Source organism: Rhodococcus sp. UNC363MFTsu5.1 (assembly GCF_000686785.1).
Taxonomy (GTDB): domain Bacteria; phylum Actinomycetota; class Actinomycetes; order Mycobacteriales; family Mycobacteriaceae; genus Rhodococcus_G; species Rhodococcus_G maanshanensis.
In genome coordinates this window covers 71,432-93,921 of the sequence record NZ_JMLO01000009.1, presented here as the reverse complement: position 1 = coordinate 93,921, position 22,490 = coordinate 71,432, and the positions used below count along the sequence as shown (strand labels likewise).

Annotated in this window: 23 protein-coding genes and 1 tRNA gene; 13 read left to right on the top strand and 11 right to left on the bottom strand. The window is 68.6% G+C overall.

The genetic code is table 11. From position 1 onward, the window contains the following. Positions 1–8: 8 nt before the first annotated feature. Positions 9–905: an iron uptake transporter permease EfeU gene (gene efeU, locus BR31_RS32180; RefSeq protein ID WP_037176331.1), complete on the bottom strand. Its 897-nt coding sequence runs from the start codon at positions 903–905 to the stop codon at positions 9–11. 159 nt (positions 906–1,064) lie between these two features. Here efeU and BR31_RS0111395 point away from each other — a divergent pair, with 159 nt between their 5' ends. The 8 genes from BR31_RS0111395 to BR31_RS0111355 all read left to right on the top strand — a co-directional run bounded on the left by BR31_RS0111395 (position 1,065) and on the right by BR31_RS0111355 (position 8,514). After that, positions 1,065–1,808 (top strand): lytic transglycosylase domain-containing protein, encoded by a 744-nt coding sequence (locus BR31_RS0111395; RefSeq protein ID WP_231496452.1) that lies wholly within the window; start codon positions 1,065–1,067, stop codon positions 1,806–1,808. Between the two features lie 102 nt (positions 1,809–1,910). Beyond that, complete coding sequence (gene eno / locus BR31_RS0111390; protein ID WP_027501072.1) at positions 1,911–3,206, top strand: phosphopyruvate hydratase; 1,296 nt, start codon at positions 1,911–1,913, stop codon at positions 3,204–3,206. A gap of 22 nt (positions 3,207–3,228) precedes the next feature. Further along, complete coding sequence (locus BR31_RS28290; RefSeq protein ID WP_081830420.1) at positions 3,229–3,963, top strand: septum formation initiator family protein; 735 nt, start codon at positions 3,229–3,231, stop codon at positions 3,961–3,963. After that, a complete protein-coding gene (locus tag BR31_RS0111380; protein ID WP_027501071.1) occupies positions 3,960–4,517 on the top strand; it encodes a DUF501 domain-containing protein in 558 nt (185 codons plus the stop codon). Before BR31_RS28290 ends, BR31_RS0111380 begins: the two co-directional genes overlap by 4 nt. Then, a complete protein-coding gene (locus BR31_RS0111375; RefSeq protein ID WP_027501070.1) occupies positions 4,514–5,458 on the top strand; it encodes a Ppx/GppA phosphatase family protein in 945 nt (314 codons plus the stop codon). Before BR31_RS0111380 ends, BR31_RS0111375 begins: the two co-directional genes overlap by 4 nt. 106 nt (positions 5,459–5,564) lie before the next feature. After that, positions 5,565–5,638: transfer RNA gene (locus tag BR31_RS0111370), tRNA-Leu, on the top strand. 343 nt (positions 5,639–5,981) lie between these two features. Further along, positions 5,982–7,031 (top strand): DUF389 domain-containing protein, encoded by a 1,050-nt coding sequence (locus BR31_RS28280; protein WP_081830419.1) that lies wholly within the window; start codon positions 5,982–5,984, stop codon positions 7,029–7,031. Positions 7,032–7,464: 433 nt separating this feature from the next. Then, on the top strand, positions 7,465–8,514 hold the full coding sequence (locus BR31_RS0111355; protein WP_037176329.1) for an alpha/beta hydrolase: 1,050 nt from the start codon (positions 7,465–7,467) through the stop codon (positions 8,512–8,514). A 108-nt stretch (positions 8,515–8,622) separates the two neighbouring features. Here BR31_RS0111355 and BR31_RS31865 read toward each other — a convergent pair whose 3' ends face one another. After that, positions 8,623–8,787, bottom strand: coding sequence for a hypothetical protein (locus BR31_RS31865; RefSeq protein ID WP_197023596.1), 165 nt, complete (start codon positions 8,785–8,787; stop codon positions 8,623–8,625). A gap of 272 nt (positions 8,788–9,059) precedes the next feature. On the opposite strand from BR31_RS31865, the gene BR31_RS32585 reads away from it, so the two are divergent. Further along, positions 9,060–9,554, top strand: a complete 495-nt coding sequence (locus BR31_RS32585; protein WP_081830418.1) for an STAS domain-containing protein — start codon at positions 9,060–9,062, stop codon at positions 9,552–9,554. Positions 9,555–9,861: 307 nt separating this feature from the next. Here the strand turns inward: BR31_RS32585 and BR31_RS0111340 are convergent, their stop codons facing one another. From BR31_RS0111340 to BR31_RS0111315, 5 genes are all read right to left on the bottom strand, one after another. After that, the gene (locus BR31_RS0111340) at positions 9,862–10,233 is read right to left on the bottom strand and encodes a hypothetical protein (protein ID WP_027501067.1); all 372 of its coding nucleotides are present in this window, start codon (positions 10,231–10,233) and stop codon (positions 9,862–9,864) included. 208 nt (positions 10,234–10,441) lie between these two features. Then, positions 10,442–10,630 (bottom strand): hypothetical protein, encoded by a 189-nt coding sequence (locus tag BR31_RS0111335; RefSeq protein WP_027501066.1) that lies wholly within the window; start codon positions 10,628–10,630, stop codon positions 10,442–10,444. Between the two features lie 616 nt (positions 10,631–11,246). After that, entirely contained in the window at positions 11,247–11,369 is a 123-nt protein-coding gene (locus BR31_RS32425) for a hypothetical protein (protein ID WP_269321344.1), read from the bottom strand. 232 nt (positions 11,370–11,601) lie between these two features. Further along, positions 11,602–11,868, bottom strand: a complete 267-nt coding sequence (locus BR31_RS0111320) for a hypothetical protein (protein ID WP_156042443.1) — start codon at positions 11,866–11,868, stop codon at positions 11,602–11,604. A 174-nt stretch (positions 11,869–12,042) separates the two neighbouring features. Then, positions 12,043–13,428: a wax ester/triacylglycerol synthase domain-containing protein gene (locus BR31_RS0111315; protein ID WP_027501064.1), complete on the bottom strand. Its 1,386-nt coding sequence runs from the start codon at positions 13,426–13,428 to the stop codon at positions 12,043–12,045. A gap of 531 nt (positions 13,429–13,959) precedes the next feature. On the opposite strand from BR31_RS0111315, the gene BR31_RS0111310 reads away from it, so the two are divergent. After that, positions 13,960–14,682, top strand: a complete 723-nt coding sequence (locus BR31_RS0111310; RefSeq protein WP_027501063.1) for a M23 family metallopeptidase — start codon at positions 13,960–13,962, stop codon at positions 14,680–14,682. 87 nt (positions 14,683–14,769) lie between these two features. On the opposite strand, the gene BR31_RS0111305 is transcribed toward BR31_RS0111310, so the two are convergent. Beyond that, positions 14,770–16,182: a WS/DGAT/MGAT family O-acyltransferase gene (locus BR31_RS0111305; protein ID WP_027501062.1), complete on the bottom strand. Its 1,413-nt coding sequence runs from the start codon at positions 16,180–16,182 to the stop codon at positions 14,770–14,772. 168 nt (positions 16,183–16,350) lie between these two features. Here BR31_RS0111305 and BR31_RS0111300 point away from each other — a divergent pair, with 168 nt between their 5' ends. Then, positions 16,351–17,487: a class I SAM-dependent methyltransferase gene (locus tag BR31_RS0111300; protein WP_027501061.1), complete on the top strand. Its 1,137-nt coding sequence runs from the start codon at positions 16,351–16,353 to the stop codon at positions 17,485–17,487. 12 nt (positions 17,488–17,499) lie between these two features. Here BR31_RS0111300 and BR31_RS0111295 read toward each other — a convergent pair whose 3' ends face one another. Then, entirely contained in the window at positions 17,500–17,841 is a 342-nt protein-coding gene (locus BR31_RS0111295; RefSeq protein ID WP_027501060.1) for a hypothetical protein, read from the bottom strand. A 247-nt stretch (positions 17,842–18,088) separates the two neighbouring features. On the opposite strand from BR31_RS0111295, the gene BR31_RS0111290 reads away from it, so the two are divergent. Together BR31_RS0111290 and BR31_RS28275 are read left to right on the top strand one after the other, a co-directional pair. Beyond that, positions 18,089–18,940, top strand: a complete 852-nt coding sequence (locus tag BR31_RS0111290; RefSeq protein WP_027501059.1) for a Bax inhibitor-1/YccA family protein — start codon at positions 18,089–18,091, stop codon at positions 18,938–18,940. 156 nt (positions 18,941–19,096) lie between these two features. Then, positions 19,097–20,005 (top strand): hypothetical protein, encoded by a 909-nt coding sequence (locus BR31_RS28275; RefSeq protein ID WP_231496451.1) that lies wholly within the window; start codon positions 19,097–19,099, stop codon positions 20,003–20,005. Positions 20,006–20,032: 27 nt separating this feature from the next. Here the strand turns inward: BR31_RS28275 and BR31_RS0111280 are convergent, their stop codons facing one another. Then, complete coding sequence (locus BR31_RS0111280) at positions 20,033–21,250, bottom strand: acetyl-CoA C-acetyltransferase (RefSeq protein WP_027501058.1); 1,218 nt, start codon at positions 21,248–21,250, stop codon at positions 20,033–20,035. Between the two features lie 64 nt (positions 21,251–21,314). Next, entirely contained in the window at positions 21,315–22,373 is a 1,059-nt protein-coding gene (locus BR31_RS28270) for an SGNH/GDSL hydrolase family protein (RefSeq protein WP_156042442.1), read from the bottom strand. Positions 22,374–22,490: the final 117 nt, after the last annotated feature.

The window sequence follows — 22,490 nt, the reverse complement described above, 5'->3', positions numbered from 1 at the left end:
GGAGCCTTTCAGGAAGCGGGGACGTTGGCGGGTTCGGGGAGCGGATCCTGCCCGGGCTTGGCAGGCAGCGGGCGCAGGAACAGGGCGAGCACGACGACCAGGTACACCGTCCACGCGAGCACCTGGAGGACCGTCGGGTCCGGCCGGAAGTTGAAGATGCCCTGCAGGACGGTGCCGTACCAGGTCGAGGTGTCGAAGTGGGCCGAGACGTCGAACGCCAGGTTCGATCCGCCGGGGAGCCAGCCGGCGATCTGCAAGGCGCGGACGCCGTAGGCCAGGATCCCGGCCGCGACGACCACCAGGAACACGCCTGTGTATCGGAAGAAGGCAGCGAAGTCGATCCGGACCGCACCGAAGTACAGGGCGACGGTCACGGCCGCGGCGACGGCGATCCCGAGGAGCAGTCCGACGAGGGGCCAGATGCTGCCCGCGGTGTTCTCCGCGTAGCCGACCAGCAGCAGGGCGGTCTCCACCCCCTCGCGGCCGACGGCGAAGAAGGCCATCGACGCGACCGCGAACGGTCCGACCGCGAGCGCCTTGGCCAGCCCGGCGCGCAGGTGCCCGGAGATCGAGGCGGCGGCCTTGCGCATCCACAGCACCATCGCGGTCACGATGATCACAGCGACCAGGGACGCGAGCCCGCTGATGAGCTCGGCCGCCAATCCGGTGACCGTCGAGGTGCCGAAATGGATGGCGACGAAGATGATCGCGACCATGGCGACGGCGGCGGCGACGCCGAGCCACACCCATTTGAGGGCGTCGCGGCGATCGGACTTGACCAGGAACGCGACGAGGATCATCACGACGATGCCGGTCTCGAGTCCCTCGCGGAGTCCGATGAGTCCGCTGCCTGCCAGCTGCGTCGCAACGCTCGGCGCGCTCGCGCCTGCGGCGAGTATGAGCACGGCGGCTCCTCATCTGTGCATGTCCGCAGCCCGTACATAGGCAAGGCGAACCTTCTCTTGAACCGAAATAAGGTAGCACTTACCACGCGCAGGCTTCGGTCGCGGCGGCGGCCCGTCCGAATTGCCCGGATCGCCGCCAGTCCGTGCTTCACGTGGATGATGGACGCGGTGACCACACGAAATCGACGACTGCTCGGGTGTGTTGTCGGGTCCGTGCTCGGCGGCGCCCTCCTCGCCGGGTGTGGGGGTGAGCCGAAGATTCCCATCCCGCAGGGCATTCCGCCGGGACCGGGTGCGGCCGTCCCCCCGATCGACATCGACGCGCCCGGTCGGACCGCCGATCAGTTGCGGGACTGGGCAGCCGACCAGACCGACGCCCTCGGCATCTCGGTCACCGCGCTCGAGGCCTACGGGTACGCGGCCGCGGTGATGGCGCAGTCCCGGCCCGAGTGCGGCATCGGTTGGACGACGGTGGCTGGCATCGCGAGCGTCGAGAGCAGGCACGGCACCTACCGCGGTTCCTCCGTCGCGCCGACCGGCGACGTCAGCCCGCAGATCCGGGGGATACCGCTCGACGGGGGACCGGGGGTGGCCGAGATCCCGGACACCGACGGCGGCGTGATGGACGGCGACCCCGTGCACGACCGGGCGATGGGTCCGCTGCAGTTCATCCCCGAGACCTGGAAGCGATGGGGCGTCGACGCCAACGGTGACGGGGTGGCGAACCCGGACAACATCGACGACGCGGCGCTGACGGCGGCGCGGTATCTCTGTGCCAGGGGCGGCGACCTGACCTCCGCGGAGGGCTGGCGCCGGGCCCTGATGGCCTACAACCTGTCCGGCGAGTACCTGACCGATGTTCGCGACCGCGCGGCCGCGTACTCGGTGGGGACCCGGCCGTGACCGCGCGGCGCGACGACACGGCCGGTTGCTGCCGTTAGGCTCAGACCTGGCACTATGTAGCGAAATCGTCTACTGGAAACGCCGCCAAAAGGAGAACCATCCGTGGCCATCATTGAGCAGGTCGGAGCTCGCGAGATCCTCGATTCCCGGGGAAACCCCACGGTGGAGGTCGAGGTGCTGCTCGACGACGGCAGCTTCGCCCGCGCCGCGGTGCCCTCGGGAGCCTCCACCGGCGAGCACGAGGCCGTGGAGCTGCGTGACGGCGGCGACCGCTACGGCGGCAAGGGCGTCGAGAAGGCCGTCGAGGCCGTGCTCGGCGAGATCGCCCCTGCCATCATCGGCATCGACGCCACCGAGCAGCGCGTGGTCGACCAGGCCCTGCTGGACCTCGACGGCACCCCGGACAAGTCCCGCCTCGGCGCCAACGCCCTGCTCGGCGCGTCGCTGGCCGTCGCCCGCGCGGGCGCCGAGTCCTCCGGCCTCGAGCTGTTCCGTTACGTCGGCGGCCCGAACGCGCACGTCCTGCCCGTCCCGATGATGAACATCCTCAACGGTGGCGCGCACGCGGACACCGGCGTCGACGTCCAGGAGTTCATGGTCGCGCCGATCGGCGCCGCCACCTTCAAGGAGTCGCTGCGCTGGGGCACCGAGGTGTACCACTCGCTCAAGTCGGTCCTCAAGGCCAAGGGGCTGTCCACCGGCCTCGGTGACGAGGGCGGCTTCGCCCCCGACGTCGCGGGCACCAAGGAGGCGCTCGACCTGATCAGCGAGGCCATCGCGAAGACCGGCCTGAAGCTGGGCACCGACGTGGCCCTGGCCCTTGACGTGGCGGCGACCGAGTTCTACACCGACGGCACCGGCTACAAGTTCGAGGGCAAGAACCGCACCGCCGCCGAGATGGGCGCGTTCTACGCCGAGCTGCTGACCGCCTACCCGCTGGTGTCCATCGAGGATCCGCTGGACGAGGACGACTGGGAGGGCTGGGTCGCCCTCACCGATCAGATCGGTGACAAGCTGCAGCTCGTCGGCGACGACCTGTTCGTCACCAACCCGGACCGCCTCGAAGAGGGCATCGTCAAGGGCGCCGCGAACGCGCTGCTGGTGAAGGTGAACCAGATCGGCACGCTGACCGAGACCCTGGACGCGGTCGACCTGGCGCACCGCAACGGCTACAAGACGATGATGAGCCACCGCTCGGGCGAGACCGAGGACACCACCATCGCCGACCTCGCCGTCGCCGTCGGCAGCGGCCAGATCAAGACCGGCGCCCCCGCCCGCAGCGAGCGCGTCGCGAAGTACAACCAGCTCCTCCGCATCGAGGAGGCCCTCGGCGACGCGGCCCGCTACGCAGGCGAGCTCGCGTTCCCGCGCTTCTCCTTCGACGGCTCGGCGAGCTGAGAACGGAAGCGGGACTGAGCCTATGAGCCAACGCGGTAGGTCACGTCCGGGCGGCAGCCCGGCCGGTCGGGACGCCCGTCGCACCCGCGACGAGTCGGCTGCGCGGCGTCCGTCGCGCGGTCGCCCGACCGGACCTACCGCACCGGCTCCCGGCTCCGGTCCCGCGGCGGGCGGAAAGCCCGCACCGGAGTTCGAGCCGGAGTCGTCCAGCGAGAAGCCCATCCGCGCACGGGGTTCGCGGGCGGGCGGCTCGGGGGAGGAGAAGCCCGAACGCACCATCCTCGGGCTCTCCACCGGCAAGGCGGTGATGCTGGCGGTGGTGGTCTGCGCGCTCGCGCTGACCCTGGCCGTCCCGCTGCGCAACTACCTCACCCAGCGCAGCGAGGCGGATCGGGTTGCCGCGCAGCGCGAGCAGCTCGAGAACGACCTCAAGCAGCTGACCCGGCAGAAGCAGCAGAACGACGACCCCGCGTACATCTCCGCCGAGGCCAGGGAGCGGTTGCAGTACGTCAAGCCCGGCGAGACGCCGTTCCAGGTGCAGCTGCCAGGCGAGGTGGCGACCAGGCCCGAGGAGCTCAGCGAGCGCAAGCGCACCGCGGATCCCTGGTTCACCGACCTGTGGCGGCCCATCGTGGAGCCGCAGCCGGAGCCGAGCACGACGCCCGCGCCGCCTGTTCCTGGACCGCCCCCGCCCGCACCGGATTCCGGCGCGGGTTCGATGACCATTCCTCACGATCAAGGAGGGCCCGTCGGGTGACCGATCCGGCTGACAGCACTTCCCGCCCCGCGGTGTCCCAGGAGGACCTGGCCGCGGTGGCCGCGCAGCTCGGCCGCGATCCGCGCGGCGTGCTCGCCATCGCCTACCGGGCCCCCGACGGCACGCCCGGCGTGGTCAAGACCGCGCCCCGGCTGCCGGACGGCACGCCGTTCCCCACGCTGTACTACCTGACCGATCCGCGTCTCACCGCCGAGGCGAGCAGGCAGGAGTCGGCCGGGGTGATGCGTGAGATGACCGAGCGCCTCGAGCGCGATCCGGAGCTGGCGCAGGCATACCGCCGCGCGCACGAGTCCTACCTCGCGGAGCGGAACGAGATCGATTCGCTCGGAACGGATTTCACCGGCGGTGGCATGCCGGACCGGGTCAAGTGCCTGCACGTGCTGATGGCGCATTCGCTGGCGAAGGGTCCGGGGCTCAACCCGCTCGGCGACGAGTCGGTCGCTTTGGCCGCACAGGGCAAGCTGCGCGGCACCGCCATCCCGGCGGATTGGCCCGTCTACCAGGGACCCGGTGAGACCGGGGACGACGAATGACCAGGGTCGCCGCCGTCGACTGTGGCACCAACTCGATCCGCCTGCTGATCGCGGACGCCGACGCGGCGGGACACCTGCACGACGTCCGGCGCGAGATGCGGGTCGTGCGCCTCGGGCAGGGTGTCGACGCGACCGGCGCGTTCGCGTCAGAGGCCATCGAGCGCACCAGGGTCGCGCTGCAGGAGTACGCGGACATGATCCGCGAGACCGGCGCGACCGCGGTCCGGATGGTCGCGACGTCGGCGACACGGGATGCCTCCAACCGCGAGGACTTCTTCGCGATGACCAGGGAGGTCCTCGGTGCCGTGATCGAGGGAGCGCAGGCGGAGGTGATCTCCGGCGACGAGGAGGCACGGCTGTCCTTCGCCGGTGCCGTCGGCGAACTCGATCCTGCCGCAGGTCCTTTCGTTGTCGTCGATCTCGGCGGCGGATCCACCGAGGTGGTTCTCGGTGATGGAGACGGGGTGCACGCGGCCCACTCGACCGACATCGGCTGCGTGCGGATCACCGAGCGCTGCCTGCACGACGACCCGCCGACGGCCGAGCAGATCGCGCAGGCGCGCGAGTTCGCGTTGGCGAAGCTCACCGAGGCCTTCGACCTGGTGCCGGTGGAGCAGGCCAACACCTGGGTCGGCGTTGCCGGCACGATGACCACCATCGCCGCGGTCGCGCTGGAGCTGCCGCACTACGACGCCGAGAAGGTGCACCTGTCGCGGATGACGCTGCCGCGGCTGCACGAGGTGAACGATTCGCTCGTGCACATGACCCACGACCAGCGGGCCGCCCTCGGGCCGATGCACCCGGGTCGGGTCGACGTCATCGGTGGGGGAGCGATCGTATCCGACGTCCTGGCCGATGAGCTCGCGCGCCGGGCCGGGATCACCGAACTCGTGGTCAGCGAGCACGACATCCTCGACGGAATCGCGCTGTCGATTCTGTAGCTCCGATCCGGCCAATCGGCGCGGCGGGCAAGCTAGCATCCACGTGTCCAGTTCGACCGTTTCCGCGTGTCGGACCGGTAGCGGCTGTCGCGATGTCGGCGCCGCGGCCCCCATAGCCCAATTGGCAGAGGCAGCGGACTTAAAATCCGCCGAGTGTCGGTTCGAGTCCGACTGGGGGCACTGGTCAGTGGGCCTTTCCAGTCAGGATCCGGGCGCCGAATGTCCCTTTTTGTCACGAATTGTCACAACTGGCGTGGAACTCGCGGCAGCGAGCAGCGCCGGGACCTGCGAGTGGGCGTAGGTCGACAGCGTGAAGGCGGCGCTCGAGTGGCCGAGCCACGCCGCGATCACCGCGATCGGAACGCCGCGTAGGTGCATGAGCGTTTCGACGACTCGTATTTGGCCACCCCTGGCTTACCGGTGTCCTCTCGGGTTCGGTCATTCCCGCTACGGTTGCTCGTGATGAACCGGCCGTCGATGCTGCTCGCACCTCAGACCACCGCCGGCTGAAGGAGGAAATGCTGTGCTCCACCTGCGGGTCATCTCGCCGAGTGAGCGGACCGGAGAAGTGCTGCACATGCTGGCCGCCGAACCCGGCGCTACTCATGTGACGCTTGCACTCAGTGCCGCCATCGATCCGCCTGGTGATGTGATCGAGGCGGATGTGGCGCGTGCCTGCGCGAATGACGTGCTCGCCGCGTTGACCGCTCTGGATCTGGTGCGAACGGGCGGTATTGTGTTCGAGCCGACGGGGACCGTGCTTTCCTGCGCCGGGGAGCGGGCGGACGCTGCGGCTCCGACACGGCCGGACGAAACGGTGGTGTGGGAGCAGTTGCTCGGTCAGGCGCGCGAGGGGTCCCGGCTTACGTACTCGTTCCTGGCGTTTCTGGCGATCGCGTTCCTGCTGTCGGCGGTAGGCGTGGCGACGGCCTCGCTGCTGACCCTCGTCGGTGCGATGGTGGTTGGGCCCGAATTCCGACCGCTGGCAGCGCTTTCGGTGGGTCTGGTCCGCCGCGACATCGGGCTCGTGCGGAATTCGGCACGCACCCTGGCCATCTCGTTTCCGGCCGCGATGGTGGTCACCGCGCTGGCCACTCTGCTATGGATCCGCCTCGGCTGGATTGGGGTCGGTGATGTCGAGAACGCCCGTGCCTTCGATTTCATCTACGAGGTGGGCCCATTCTCGCTGGTGGTGGCGCTGCTGGCGGGGGCGGCAGGCATGTTGGCGCTGGTCAACTACTCCTCCACCGTCCTGGTGGGCGTGTTCATTTCGGTAACGACGGTGCCAGCTGCCGGTTTGGCCGTCGTCGCGGTCTTCGCGGGAAAGTGGAATGTCGTGCTGAGCTCGCTGGCTCAACTCGGCGTCAATCTGATCGGCATTGTGCTCGCTGGGGTGGCCGTGCTGCTGTTGTTGTTACTGCGGGCCGGTCGCCAGGGCCGGTCGGTCATGCGCCGGGAACCCCGCTCCGGACCGCCTCGGAGCCACGGAGCTCCCGCGGACGCCACGGGGTCGCGCCGCCCAACGTTGCGGCCGGATCGTCCCATCCCAGGCGAGCACGAGTGCCAGGACTAACTTGCCATCAGTTTCCTTCAACCTCGGCTTTCTGATTGAGGATGCTGACAGTGATGCAGTCGGAAGCTGCGGTTCCGTGTTCGTCGACTGCGCTGATGTCGAGTAGGCGGCGGCCGTCCGGAAGTGACGTCCGCTGCCGGACATCGCCCGATTGGGAGAAGAGGAGGCCGCCCTTGTCTGCCCATACGTCCGCGCTAGAGAGTCGCTGGCCATCGGATCCCCACCTCAAGGATCAAGAACTACGAGAGGCTCCGCAAGTAGGGCGACTCCAAGGAGATAGCCGCGCGGATATCAAACGCGGCCGCGTCCCGCTAGTAGGTTCCTGGGCATTCCGTCGGGCCGAGGACTGCGAGATGATCGTGGTCAGAGTCCTCGCCGTTGAGCGGTGCACTCAGGTATCCGATGGGTGCGGTCTGAGGGAGTGTGGTGGGACATGTTCCACGAACGGGTCAGGTTCGCTGCGGTCGTTTCTACTCGGAGGTGGGCGCTGCTCGTCGTGCTGATCGTCGCCATCTCGTGGCTGGCCGGTGGGTTGTCCGCCGCGGCGAGCCCCGATCTCTCGGCCCGACAGAGTGCGAACGGCTCGTATGTCGATCACATCGACAGGGTCAGCGGCCGACAGTGGAGCATCTACGTTCACTCCGCGGCGATGGACAGGACGATCCGGTTGGACGTGATCCGCCCGGCCGACACCTCCGCACCGCGTCCGACGCTGTACCTGCTCAACGGCGCGGGCGGGGGTGAGGACGCCGCGACCTGGCAGGCACAGTCCGACGCGGTGTCCTTCTTCTCAGACAAGAACGTCAACGTGGTGACTCCGGTCGGTGGGCGGTTCAGCTACTACACCGATTGGCAGCGGCCCGATCCGGCGCTCGGGGTGAACAGATGGACCACGTTCCTGACCAGGGAACTCCCGCCGATAATCGACGCAACGCTGGGCGCGAACGGCCGCAACGCGATCGCCGGGCTGTCCACGTCGGGCAGCGCGGTGCTGACGCTCGCCGAGATGGCGCCGTCGCTATATCGGGGCGTGGCTGCATACAGCGGCTGTGCGCACACGAGTACCCCTCCTGGCCGCGCATATGTGGAGCTGGTGGTCGGGGCCGGGGGTGGCGACACGACGAATATGTGGGGCCCGTACACGGACCCCGACTGGGTGGCCAACGACGCGTATCTGCAGGCCGAGAAGCTGCGCGGGATTGCGTTGTACATCTCCAACCGCACCGGGCTGCCGGGTCCGCACGACACCCTCGACAACCCCCGGGTCGGCGGCAACCCCATCGCCCTGGGCACCCAGGTGGTGGTGGGTGGCGTCATCGAGGCAGCCACCGATCAGTGCACCCGCCAGCTGGCCGACAGACTCGCCGCGCTCGGGATCCCCGCCACGGTCGAGCTCGGCGCCCCGGGCAGCCACTCGTGGGGCTACTGGCAAGACGACCTCCACGCGTCCTGGCAGCTGCTGTCGACTGCTCTCGGCGAGTGACCGCTGCACGTGCAACCCGCCGGGCACAGAAGTATTTCGTGACCGTGCCGGATTCGAATTCGTAGCCGGGCAGGTCACCCCGTGGCCATGAGGCCGGTGATGTGTCGGTCAGTCCGTGAGTTCGTGGACGTTGTACTTGATGGACGCGTCACTGATCAGCAAGCCGAGTCCGAGCGCCAGGCTGCCGAGGGCCAGTCCGACGGTGAGGGCTAAGCCCACACCCAGACCCAGCGCGAGGGCGGTGCTGCCCAGACCCACAATGAGGCCAAGCATGATCTCTCCCAATACGGTGATGTCTGTTCCCGGCGTCGCCGGGAAACCCTGACAAGTCCATTCTCGTCCGGTAGCCCTGGCAGGAGAAGGACTCCAAGGTAGGAAATCGGCGCGGGCAGGCGAAGGGCAGCCAACGGGCGCCGCGCCTCGCACGGGCACCGCACCCAACTCGGGAGTCCGAAGGAAATCTGACGGTGTACAGCTCTCCGCAGTGGTGGTAGAACATGGTTGGTTGAGTCCACAGCCCCAGGGATTGCCTCTCGCGCGATCGCGTGCGCCGATCGGCAACTGCACTTCTGGCGTGGCCCATTCGACCGAGAGGCCCATCGAGCATCAGGAGGCCTGCCGTGTCGATTTCACCCATTCTCGCCCGCACGCCGGTGCCGGAGGCCCAAGCGGTTGGGCGAATCCCTGCAGGAGTACCCAGTGTCGCGGTTGGCGTCATCGAGGTCTCAGGGCCTGTGGACGCGCAGACTTTGCCCGACCTCGTAGAGCGCTTGAACACCGGTGTCAACGCCGCCGAGTATGGGCTCATTGTCAACCTCTCCCGAGTCACCTTCCTGGCGGTATGCGCGATCGAAGCCCTCATGGAGACGCATTACCGCGCCGGGTGCGCGGGGGTGGACGTCGTCCTGGTTGGCGGACCCCGTTGCGTGGAACACGCGCTAGCCGTCACGGGCGCTGACGTGCGGTTCCACTGTTTCGCATCCACGGAGCGCGCCTTCGAGGTATGTGAAAGTCGCTATCGGTGGTCGTCGCTCTGGTAGGCACCATACTTCGAAACGGAATTCCCGCCACAGAGATATATCAAGTAGGGGGACCGACATCTAGGAAGGTGAGAAGGATGGGTTCCGTCGGCGTCGACTTCAACGTCGCGATGCAAGCTTTTTTGCACTGGTTGAGCGTCAACTTCGGCATCGGAGGTGGAGTAGGCATCAGCTGAGAATCTCTCCAACAAGGCCGCCGAAGCAGTGCCCGCCCGGCGGCCTTCTTCGTCCGCCAGGCGGGTTCTGGTGTCACCGCTCGGGAGCGGGCTGGCACCGGGTGAGGCCATCGGCCCCGTGCATCGTTCAGCTATCGCCCGGCAGGGGTCTGGGAGATGTGCTCCCGTAGGCGGTGTAGAAACCTCTCGCGATGTCCGTGAAGTAGCTCAGCCTCGGCTGCATCGATGGCTTCCTCATGCTGCTCGACTCGGCGCAGCTCTAGTGCGCGTGTGACGCGCGCCGGCGCGGTCTGCTCACGCAGTCGACAAGCTCGAGCGGCGGCCGACTCGTCATTGAGCACATAGGCCGCCGCGCGATCGCAGTCGATGAGAATTCTCTCGTATCCCAGGCGCAGCGCCGACTCTTCGGGGAGCCGCACGACGGCAGCATCCTCGATCAGTTGGAGCGGTAGGCGTGCAAGCCGATAGTTGAATCGGGCCATCGCCAGAGGGAGGCCGAGCACGCTTCGATCGTATCGGTACGCGACGGACCGCCCTGTGGATGGAGGCTGTGGAATTAGTTCGACCCCTTGAGGCCGGTGTGATGTGGGTGCAGTCTGGTTGCTGGACTACGCGTGCACGGGTGTCAGCCGCACTCCCTACAGCCGTGCATGCGCTCGATGGCCGACGGGGGGGGCACTGCACGGACGTGCCCTGGTCTCAGGTCGGCGGTTACGCGGACCGGAAGATGTCGTCCGTCTTGTCCGAAGGACAGGATCCCTCGCCCGGGGTGGCGATGAACATCCGGCGCATCACGGCCCGCGTCAAGGCGCCCACAGCGCGGGACTGAAGGACCAAGGCCGCATCGGTGGTCGCCAATGCGAGGACCACGGGTGTGCCGATCCACACCGGAATCTTCATTGGCCTTCTCCTCGGGACTGCTTGTGCCCGTCAGTGATTGGGGTCTGGCGGGGGGGACAACAGGCGGCCCCGCCGACGCAGGGGGCTTTGTCGGCGGGGCCTACGCCAGTCATCGAGGGATGGTGGCGCGAGCCAACCGTAGACGGGAGAAGTCGTTACTCGCGCGTACAAAACTGGACGGTTCGCCAGATGCGGACCAGCCGCGATGTACATAAGACGTGAGTGGTTCGACGGCATCACTGTGTCAGTGGTCAGCCGGCTCCCACGCCCCCACCGATTCCGAACGTGACGTTCAACCAGTGCATGAATGCTTGAGCGGCCACATTGAAGTCGATTGCGATCATGACTGTCACCTCATCAGGGTTTCGATCCCCCTCTACTAGGTGAATCGCAGTCACGCGCCGCGGCGTTTCGTGAGGGGCTCAGCGGGGTCCCACAGAGGTGATGAGCATCCGCTCGTACGCCAGTCGGATTGCCGCACACACCGATGTCCTCGGTCAGCTGTAACGGAAGACGTGAACCGGTAGTTGAATCGGGCCACCGCCATGGGTATCCCGAACACGGTTCGATCGTATCGGCGCCCTCGTGGGCCAGCTGTGGACAACCGTTGTGGAAATCAGCGCATCGCGGGCAGGCCGTATCTCTTGACGGCGGCGACGGCCAGGCCGGTCGCGAGGGCGGCTGCTGCGACGACGCGAATTGCAGCCGACTTGATGCGGGGTGCTACGTGCGATGCCATTGGCGACGGTCTCCCTGGTTGGCATGCCTCCGGAGTGAGGCGGCGAAGGCAACCGTATTCCAGGTCGCACCCGATGACCACCAAAGGACCGTTTGGTATCTGTCGAGGTGAAACGCGTTCTCGCGCTAGATGAGTCCGTACCAAAGGCCCGCGCGCGACAACATCTACGAGAGTTCGTCGGCCGACGGACTGGCCGCGGAGCTGCGTGGGCGACCGGTGGTCGGCGACTAGCTCAGGGCTCGTCGATGCCGGCGAAGGCGGCGGTGGACTGGCGCAACAGATCGGTGACCCGCTTGTCGGAGTACCCGGTGGGAGCGATCACGACGCCCCGGCGCGGACACCACACCACGCCCGCGTCGATCCGGGTCGCCGATTCCGCGAGGCCGGCCTCCCACTTCCCGAGCACGACCGCGTCGGGGTCAGCCGACACATCCCAGTCGAGGATCCAGGATTCGAGGGCCGCCCACTGAAAAGCGGGGTCAGCGATTCTTGCGCGCACGGCGGCCATTGTGGTGACGGGAGAACGCGCTGGCAAGTGTCGCACTACAGGGCGATGCCCGGCCGACTGTCGCGGGTTCGGGCGAATCACCGAATCGGGCCGCCAGGTCACCTACTCACTGCCGGACGGCGCCACCGCGACCTTCGTATGGAACGGGAACGGCGAGCAGCGGGCTCAGGAGTAGACGGCGGCCTTCAGGTCCTCGAAGGACTCGAGCAGCAACTCGGCGTAGCGACGGTCGTCGCGCAGCTGCCGTGGGTCCGCGATGATGTTGACCGCCAGCGAATCGCCAACCGAGCTGACCGTGTGCGCCACGCCGGCGAGGCCGATGAGTGGGGCCAACCCGAAGTTCGCGGCCACGGTGGATCCGCAGAGCACCAGGTCGGCGGGGCCCTTGGGCACGTTGGTGACGAGGGTGTTGGCGAGCTGGACGGTCGTCGACTGCCGGGCCGGGAGCGCGCGGAGGACGCGAAGAGCGTTCCGCACCAAGAATCCCGGGAACGAATTGGCGAGCGCATCGGACTGGGTCTCGCCGGGGCTGGTCTTGCGGACCCTGTCGGCGAGCACCGAGCGGTGGATCGCGCCGACGCGCTCGACGAGGTCGGGGGAGTCGGTGTGCAGGTCGACGGCGATGGTGACGAACCGATTCCTGGAGGTCGCCTCGATGTCGTCGCGCGTCGATACCGGGACACAGGCACCCAGCGATCCGGCCGGCGGGTCGCCGACCTCGCACAGATATCTGTGCATGGTCGCGCCGACGATCGTGAGCATCAGATCGTTGAGGGTCACGCCGCCGACCGCACTCCGCATCGCCCTCAGCTCCGGGACGGAGAAGAACACGGCGTTGTAGACGCGTTCCTGGCCGAGGGGTTGGTTGAGCACGGTGCGCGGGCGCAGCGCGGCGGGGGTCTCGTACATCCCCTGCGCGCGCTCCGTCCGCCTCAGTCGCTGGACCCGTCTAGCCCGGGGAACGGCGCAGGCGAGCAGGCAGAGATTCCGGGGAATGGCGGCGACGGCCATCGCCGCCATCGAGAAACTGGACGGAATCGGGTCCGCGTCCGGGCGCTCGTCGGTCGGCAGGGTCTCGGTGAACAGCTGTCGGGCGATCCGGGCGCCGAGACCGCCGTCCGCCATCGAATGGTGCATCTTGATGGCCACCACGGTGGCGGGGCCCGCAATCCCTTCGACGCCGTCGACCCCGGTGACGACGTGGGCCTCCCACAGGGGTCGCGACGGGTTCAGCGGCCGCCGCTGGATGTCCACCAGCAGCGTTCGCAGTTCTTCCCAGCCTCGTCCGATATGGAAGGCAACGTGGTCCTCCGCCGCAAACGCGGGATCCTCGGCCCAGTACGGGTGGTCGAGGTCGAACGGAACCCGGATCATGCGCTGGCGCAGGACACCGATCCGGCCGGCCCGTTGCGTGATCCACCGCAGGAGCTCGTCCCGGCTCGGAAGGGGGCGCCCGCCCGAGTCGAAGGCGTACGCCGAGACGGTGGTCTGAGCCGTCGACGGCGTCTCGACGTACGCGAAGATCGCGTCGCGTGGATCGACCTGGATCATGGCGCCCCCCTTCGGACCCGAAACGTCCCCCCGGACGATAAACGTATCGCCCGGTTTGGCGTGGCTCCTATGTCGGCCCCGCGTCGGGCCGCGGGGCGCATAGCACCCCGATGGCTCGATTCGGGCGAACTGGGCGAGGCGGATTTGGTGACGTCGGTCACTCGGATTCCGCGGCCGCTCGGCGTCCGGATTCGGGGCGGTGTGGCGTGCGATCGACACGAAACCGGCCGGTTTGTTATCTCGCCGTTACTAAAACCGTCTCGCGCGGATTTCTATGTCTGACCACCTATTTCCGCCCATCCGTCAGGCGTTGTCGGCGGCTTGCCGCAGGTGGAGTGCCATGCCGGGCCTGGCGGGCTGGGTGCCCGCCGCGGTGCGGCAACTGCCGTTCGCCGGATCAAGATCGTATTTAGATAAAGATTCGATCACGGTAGACGTATCGATATCGTTTCGTTACCTTCGTTGTGGGGGTCCGAGGTTGCACGGCCCAAAAGGTGCGACCAAGAAGCCAACGAAGATGAGGTAAAGACTGTGGGAACTCTCCGCAGGACGTTCAATCGTTCCAGCTCGATCACCACCGCGCGTCGCCTGAAGGGCGCCACGGTCGCCGTCGCGACCGGCGCGATCCTGGTCGGAGGCATGCAGCTCGGATCCGCCACCGCGACCGCCGCTCCGATCGACCACCAGGCGTTCGCTGCAGTGCCCTTCCAGCTTCCGCAGGAACTGCTTCCTCAGGGAGCCCCCGCCGCACCGGCCCCGCTGCCCGAGATCACCGGCGCGCAGCAGTGGGTCAACGACCAGCTCCGCGCGCTCAACCCCGGCGGGTCGGTCGCTCCGTTCAAGGCTCGCACCGTTCAGCCCGTCAACGGCGTCATGACCTCCGGCTACGGCGCTCGCTGGGGCTCGCATCACGGCGGCATCGACATCGGTGCCAACCTCGGTACCCCGATCATGTCCGCGGCCAACGGTGAGATCATCTCCGCCGGCCCGGCCTCCGGCTTCGGGCTGTGGGTCCGCGTCCGTCACGACGACGGCACCGTCACCGTCTACGGCCACGTCAACGAGTACACCGTCAACGTCGGCCAGCGCGTCGAGGCCGGTCAGCAGATCGCGACCGTCGGCAACCGCGGTCAGTCCACCGGACCGCACCTGCACTTCGAGGTGTGGGACGCGAACGGTGTCCAGCTGGACCCGAGCGAGTGGCTGGCGGCCAACGGTGTCGCGGTGACCTGGGGCAGCGCCCCGGCCGCCTAGGCGTCAGCCGAGGCTGAAGACCTCCACGCGCGGGGCGTGGGCACGCTGTCGGAAGACGGCGTGTCCACGCCCCGCGCGTTCGGCGTCTCAGATGCCGACGGCGGTCTCGAGCGCCTGTAGTTCGGCGTCGAGGTGGCCAAGGATCGCATCGAGGTCCGGCAGCGCCCGCCTGCACCCGGTCAGCCCGAACGCGATCGCGTCGTCGGAGCTGGTGCAGGTGATGTTCAGGGCCTGTCCGTCCTGCGGGAACGCGATCGGGTACAGCCCGTCGAGCCGGGCCCCGTTCCAGTACAGCGGCGTGCGCGGCCCGGGAACGTTGGAGATCACGACATTGAACGGCGGGCGGACCGCCCCGCTGCTACCCGCGACCACGTGCAGCGCCGCCGGGACCATCCCGACCGCACTCATCGCGAGGATCTGCGACGGACGCTTGCCGGTCAGGGACTCCTTGCCCTCGAGCATCGACGCTCGCACGGTCTCGAGCCGCTGTGCCGGGTCGGCCGAGTGGGTCGCGAGGTTGCACATCAGCACGCCGAACGAGTTGCCCGCCTGGCTTTCGTCGGGGCCGCCGCGCAGCGACACCGGCACGGCGGCGATCAGTGGAACCTCGGGGAGGGCCTCCTGCGACAGCAGATACGTGCGCAGGCCGCCGGAGCACATCGCGAGCACGACGTCGTTGACGGTGGCGTCGGACGCTTTGGCGATCAGGCGGAGCCGCTCGATCGGCCAGGACTGCGCGGCGTAGCGCCGTGCCCCGGCGATCGGCACGTTGAGGACTGTGTTCGGGGCCGCAAAGGACAGTGAGCCGCCCTGTTCGCGGAGCGCGCGGGCCACGGTGCCCGCCAGCGCGGAGCCGAGCCCGGCCGCTCCTTCCAGCAACGTCGCGGCCCCGCGGACCGCGGCGGCGGGCAGTCCGAGGATGCCGCCGTTGTCGCCGGTCTCGGCGGCCGGCTCCTCCGCTGCGGGGTGCTCCGGCTCCGGGTTCGCCATGTCCCAGACGGCGGGCATCGCCCGGTCCGTCGGGTCCTCGCTCAGCGACCGGGCCAGCAATCGCATCGCCGAAACCCCGTCGGCGAACGCGTGGTGGAACTTGGTGTACACCGCGAATCGGCCGTCGTTCAGGCCCTCGATCAGGTGCATCTCCCAGAGCGGACGGTGTCGGTCCAGGGGTGCCGCGTGCAGTTGTGAGCACAGGTCGAGCAGTTCGCGCATGCCGCCGGGTTGCGGCAGGGCGTCGTGGCGCACGTGATATCCGAGGTCGAATCCGCGGTCCTCCTCCCATTCCCACTGTCCGAGAGAAGACCACGAGCGCGTCGCCCGCTGCCGAAACCTTTGTGCAGCAGTGTCATTCGATAGGGCAGTATCGAACAACGCTCGCACGGTCGCGGCGTCGCCGCCCTCTGGGGGCTCGAACAACTGCAGCCCACCGACGTGCATGGGGTGTTCGCGCGATTCTGCCAGCAGCCACATCGAGTCGGCGGGAGACATAGACAGCGGCATGGGCGGCCCTCCTGGGTTCTCGACCGCTGCCCCGGTCGGTTGGATTCTGTCGAATTTGTTGTACCCGTTCGTGTATCGCCCCGCTACTTGTCAAGTGTCCAGTCGTAGGACAGACGGACGAGGTGGTCGCTCGTCCATGTCGCGGCCGGGACCTGGAACAATCGAGCGGTGCCGGTCCCCGAAGAACTCCTCTCCCGACTGCGTCGGTTCCCCGACGTGGAGGCGCCGAACCTGTTCGCCGTCGACGGCGCGGATCGGCTGATCCTCGACGAGGCGGGGGCGGCGCTGCTGGGCGCGGCGAACGCGACGGTCGCGGTGGTCGGTGACCGCTACGGCGCCCTCACCCTCGGGGCGATCGCGGGCTTCGGCGCCACCGACGTCCGGGTGCACCAGGACCCGATCACCGGCGAGCTCGCGCTGTCAGACAACGCCGAGCGTGAGGGACTGAGCGGCGCCTACCGGTCCTGCGTGCTCGACGCGTCCCTGCTCTCGGGTGTGCGCGTGGTGCTGGTCCAGCTGCCGCGCAGCCTGGCCGCCCTCGCCGAGATCGCCGAGGCCGTCGCCCGGCACGCCGACCCGGAGGTGGTGATCTACGCGGGTGGCCGCGACAAGCACATCACCCCCGCGATGAACGAGGTGCTCGCCCGCAGCTTCGGCGACGTCCATGCCACCCGCGGCAGACAGAAGTCCCGGGTGCTCGTCGCCCGCGGCCCGCTCGAGCCGCCCGCGGAGCCGACCTACCCGCTGCGCGAGCACCTGGCCGAGCTCGACCTGGAGGTGGTCGCGCACGGGGCCGCCTTCGCGGGCACCAAGCTCGACATCGGAACCCGATTCCTGCTCGACTACCTGCCCCGGATGAATCCGGATGCGCGATCGGCGGTCGACCTCGGTTGCGGCACAGGGATTCTCGCCGTGGAGCTGGCTCGCGCCCGCGCCGACCTACGGGTGATCGCGACCGATCAGTCCGCCGCCGCGGTCGCGTCGACGGCGGCGACCGCGCACGCGAACGGGGTCGGCGACCGGGTGACCGCCCTGCGGGACGACGCCATGTCCACGCTCGGCGACGGCACCGCCGATCTGATCGTGTGCAACCCGCCGTTTCACGTGGGCGCGGCCGTCCACACCGGGGCGGCGCTGTCGATGTTCCGCGCCGCGGGCCGGGTGCTGCGCGAGGGGGGCGAGCTGTGGACCGTCTACAACTCGCACCTGGGCTACCGCGGTGCGCTCAGGAAGTCGGTCGGCCCCACCGAACTGATCGGGCGGAACCCGAAGTTCACCGTCACCCGATCGGTGAAGGGTCTGTGACGCTTCGGCTCGCTACTTGACGGGCCCGCCGCCGATCGGGTCTCCGTCGAACTGGTCGCGGGTGATGCCGAGGTCCTCGATGATGACGCCGTCGACCACCTCGGCCTGAACGGACTCGGGATCGCCCGGCAGCGGCCCGTCGTCGTCGAGCGGGGTGTCGGGCTCTTCCTCGGCGAGCCGCTCGTCGAGGGTCTCGCCGGCGGCGGCCTCGGCCGCGGTGGTCCCGAAGCGATCAGCCTCGCTCCAGTGATCGGGGGCGTCCACGACATCGTCACCGTCGTCGTTGCGAACCTCGTCCGAATCGACCGACTCGCTGGCGCTGAGCGTCTGACCCGGACCGTCCTCGGTGCTCATGTGTCAATGATGCCACCGTTGGGAGCATTGTCGTGCCAGGTGAACCTCGTTTTCGTACGCGGCGGGCGCGATCTCGGCCCGGTAGAGTCCCCACTGTCACGGCGGGGGGACGCGTTTGGTTCGAAGCGCTGGGAACTTACTGTCACATGTGAGACGTTTTACCAACAGAACGGGATATCCCGTCGCGGTCGGGCCACAGCGGCACGACAGGATCTCTCGGGATCCACCTAAAGAAGGGACACGCACGGTGCGCACCACCAGCAACCCGGTGTTCCGCAACCTCCCCAAGCAGGAGGGCAGCGGATACGCCTCGTTCGGTTCTGCCGCGGCAGGCGCGGGGCAGATGACACAGCAGTTCGGTCAGCCGCAGTACACGCAGGCCGAGCCGTACACGACCGGTCCTTCTCAGCGGGCCATGACCATCGACGACGTCGTCACCAAGACGGGCATCACGCTCGGGGTGCTGACGGTCGCGGCGATCATCTCCTACGTGCTCGTCAACTCGAACGTGGACCTCGCGGCCCCGTTCGTGATCGGCGGCGGACTCATCGGGCTCGTCCTGGTGCTGGTCGCCACCTTCGGCCGCAAGATGGACAACCCGGCGATCGTGCTGGCCTACGCGGCGGCGGAGGGCGTCTTCCTCGGCGCGCTGTCGTTCATGTTCACCGACATCACCTTCGGTGGCACCGGCGGCTCCACCCTCATCGCCCAGGCGGTACTCGGCACCTTCGGTGTGTTCTTCGGCATGCTCGTGGTCTACAAGACCGGCGCCATCCGCGTCACCCCGCGGCTGACCCGGATGATCATCGGCGCCCTGATCGGCATCGTGGTGCTCTCGCTCGGCAATCTGATCGCCAGCTTCTTCACCCCGGGCGGGCTCGGCCTGCGTGACGGCGGAGGACTCGCGATCGTCTTCAGCCTCGTCTGCATCGGCATCGCGGCGTTCAGCTTCCTGCTCGACTTCGACGCGGCCGACCAGCTGATCCGCGCCCAGGCGCCGGAGAAGGCGGCCTGGGGCGTCGCGTTCGGCCTCACCGTCACCCTGGTCTGGCTGTACGTCGAGATCCTGCGACTGCTGAGCTACTTCAACAGCGACTAGTCACCGCACGCCTGACCACGAACGGGCGGTTACCTGCTCCGTCACCCGACGGATGTTCAGGAAACCGCCCGTTCGGCGTTGTGGATACGCCCGCCGTCATCCACAGCCCCTGGCCGTCGAGCCGTCGCGGGCCGCCCGCGCGGCGATGCTGGTGCGGTGGATCACTTCGATGCGCCGTTCCTCGGGTCGCGCGCAGTCGCGATGGGTGCGCTCACGGAGCACCAGCTCTACCACGATTTCGTGCGCCTCTACCAGGGTGTTTATCTGAGCAAGCGAACCCCGGTCACGGCAGCGGTGCGCGCGCGGGCAGCGTGGCTCTATGCCGGGCCGTCCGCGATCCTGACCGGCTACTCGGCCGCGGCTCTGCATGGGTCCAAGTGGATCGACGCGAGCGAACCGGCGGAGGTGATCCGCGTCGGGCATCACCGGTCGACGCGGAACCTCATCGTCCACAACTGCCGACTCACCTCCGACGAGATCACCGTCGTCGACGGTATCCGGGTGGCCACGGCTGCACGTGCGGGCTTCGACCTGGGCAGGCGCCTGGCACGAATCCCTGCGATCGTCGCGTTGGATGCGCTGTGCGGCGCGACCGGACTCAAGCCCGTCGAGATGAGCCGGCTCGCGGAGCAACATCCACGCGCGCGCGGACTCATCCGGTTGCGCTCGGTTCTCCAAGACGTGGACGGCGGTGCGGAGTCGCCGCCCGAAACCCGTACCCGACTGGTGATCGTCGACGCGGGTCTGCCGAGGCCGGCGACACAGATCCCGATCCTCGGCAGCGACGGTTGGAGGTTCGCGTGTTCGGACATGGGCTGGAGGGAGTGGTCGGTCCTCGTCGAGTGCGACGGCGAACATCATTGGACCGATCGTCGTCAGCGGGCCTGGGACATCGAGCGCGCGGCTCGGATCGAGGCACTCGGATGGAGGGTGATCAGGGTCGGTGCGGAGCTGCTGTATGACCGGCCGCACGAGCTGGTTCGGCGGGTTCGCGCGCGGCGGGTGCGCCGGTATGACGACGAACGGGCGGTTACCGGGGAGGCCTCTCGGCCGTTGTCCCGGTAACCGCCCGTTCGCGGTGGTGCAGAAGGACTAGCTCAGGCGCTCGAGCACCATCGCCATGCCCTGGCCGCCGCCGACGCACATGGTCTCGACGCCGAAGGTCTTGTCCTGCTCACGCAGGTTGTTGAGCAGGGTGTTGGTGATGCGGGCACCGGTCATGCCGAAGGGGTGACCGATCGCGATCGCGCCGCCCGAGACGTTGATCTTGTCCTCGTCCAGGTCGAGCGCGCGGGCCGAGCCGAGCACCTGCACCGCGAACGCCTCGTTGATCTCGTACAGGTCGATGTCGGAGGTGGACATCTTCGCGTAGCCGAGGGCCTTCTTGACCGCCTCGATCGGGCCGAGGCCCATGATCTCGGGGGACAGGCCGGTCGCGGCGGTCGAGACGACGCGCGCGAGCGGGGTCAGGCCGAGGGCCTTCGCCTTGGTGTCGCTCATGATGACCAGCGCGGCCGCGCCGTCGTTGAGCGGGCAGGCGTTGCCTGCGGTGACGGTGCCGTCGGGGCGGAACACCGGCTTGAGGCCGGAGATGCCCTCGTAGGTGGTGCCGGCGCGCGGGCCGTCGTCGGTGTTGTGGGTGCTGCCGTCGGGCAGGGTGACCGGGGTGATCTCACGCTCGAAGAAGCCGCGCTTGATGGCCTCCTCGGCGCGGTTCTGGCTGCGCACGCCCCAGCGGTCCTGGTCCTCGCGGCTGATGCCGGTCAGCGAGGCGACGTTCTCCGCGGTCTGGCCCATCGCGATGTAGATGTCGGGGATCAGGCCGTCCTCGCGGGGGTCCTTCCACGCGACGCCACCCTGCGCGGCCAGTTCGGTGCGGGCCTGGGCATCGGCGTAGGCAGCGTTCTTGGTGCCCGGCCAGCCGTCGGCGCTGCCGGTGGCGAAGCTGGAGACGGACTCGACGCCAGCGGAGATGAACACGTCGCCCTCGCCCGCGCGGATGGCGTGCATGGCCATCCGGGTGGTCTGCAGCGAGGAGGAGCAGTAACGGTTGACCGTCACGCCGGGGAGGAAGTCATAGCCGAGCGTGGTGGCGACGACCTTGGCGATGTTGTAGCCGGACTGTCCGCCCGGCTGGCCACAACCCATGATCAGGTCGTCGATCTCGGTGGGGTCCAGCTCCGGGATCTTCGCGAGGGCCGCGGCGACCATCTGGGCGGCCAGATCGTCCGGACGGATGTCCTTGAGGGAACCCTTTCCGGCGCGGCCGATGGGCGAGCGCACGGCGGAGACAATGACTGCCTCAGGCATGGAGAACTCCTTGTGTTTTCGGTGCGTCGTGGTCGACGCGTGACTGGACGATTTGTCTCAGACGTTACGTGGCGCTCGCGGCGCGCTGACGACGCCGTCGGTCATCGACGATCTTGAGCACTCCTGAGGTCGGTTCCGGGGCCACCTGATCGGTTCCTGGCTCGCCCCTGCTGGCCCGGCGCTCGGTGTCCCGGCGCCACAGGAATCGGTTCGCGGCCTCGGTGATCCGGGCGACGGCCCGGCGCGACTCGGCGGCCTCGGAGACCTCGGGCAGCTCGGGCAGCGGACCGCCCTCCCATTCCCCGAGCGCGGTGGCGAGGACGGGCAGCAACTGCTGGGCCGCGAGCTCGTATCCGGCCGCGGAGGGATGGAAGTGATCGGCGGAGAACATGGTGTCCGGGGCGGCGAGGAACTCCGGCGCGAGCAGGTCGGCGAGCGCGACGGGATGGCCGCCCGCTCGCAGCACCGCGGCGGCCTGCGCCCGGGCCAGCCGGTGGCCCCACTCGCGCACCACCGACCGCAGGGGCTGCGGGATCGCGGTGACCACCCCCAGGTCCGGACAGGTGCCGACGACCACCACCGCGCCGGCATCGCGTAGCCGCGCCACCGCGTCTCCGAGGCGCCGGGCCGAGGCGTGGACCGAGTTCTTGGCCGTGACGTCGTTGGCGCCGACCAGGATCACCGCAGCGTCCGGTGGCGGGCCCGCGATGAACATGGCATCGACCTGGCCTTTGAGTCCCTTCGAGGTGGCGCCGCCGATCGCCTTGGTGGACAACCAGATCCGCTTGCCCGTCTCCTCGGCGAGGCCGCGGGCCAGCAGCACCCCCGGTACCTCGTCGGCGACCGCGCAGCCGACCCCGGCCGCGGTCGAGTCGCCGAAGATCATCAGGTGGATGTCGAACTCGGCGCCCAGCCGCCAGCGCTCGGGGGCCTCGCACCCGGCGGTGTAGATGCCGTCGGCCTCCGGCGGTTTGGCGACGTTGCGGCCGATCACCCCGCGCGCGGCGGTGGCCTGGCCCATCAGGTAGTTGTAGAGCGCCCACGAGGCGGTGCCTGCCGAGGATCCCGCGACGACCGCGGCCGCGCTTGCTTTCGCGGCCGTTTTCCATCCGCTGGTGGGCACCGGATCCACCCTCCGCTCGTCGCGAGTGCTACCGGCCACAAATCTAGTGCGAAAGCCCGCGCGGTGTGGGGTCGGCGCGCAAGCGCCCGCGGACATCAAGGGCGGAGTCGGCGGAGC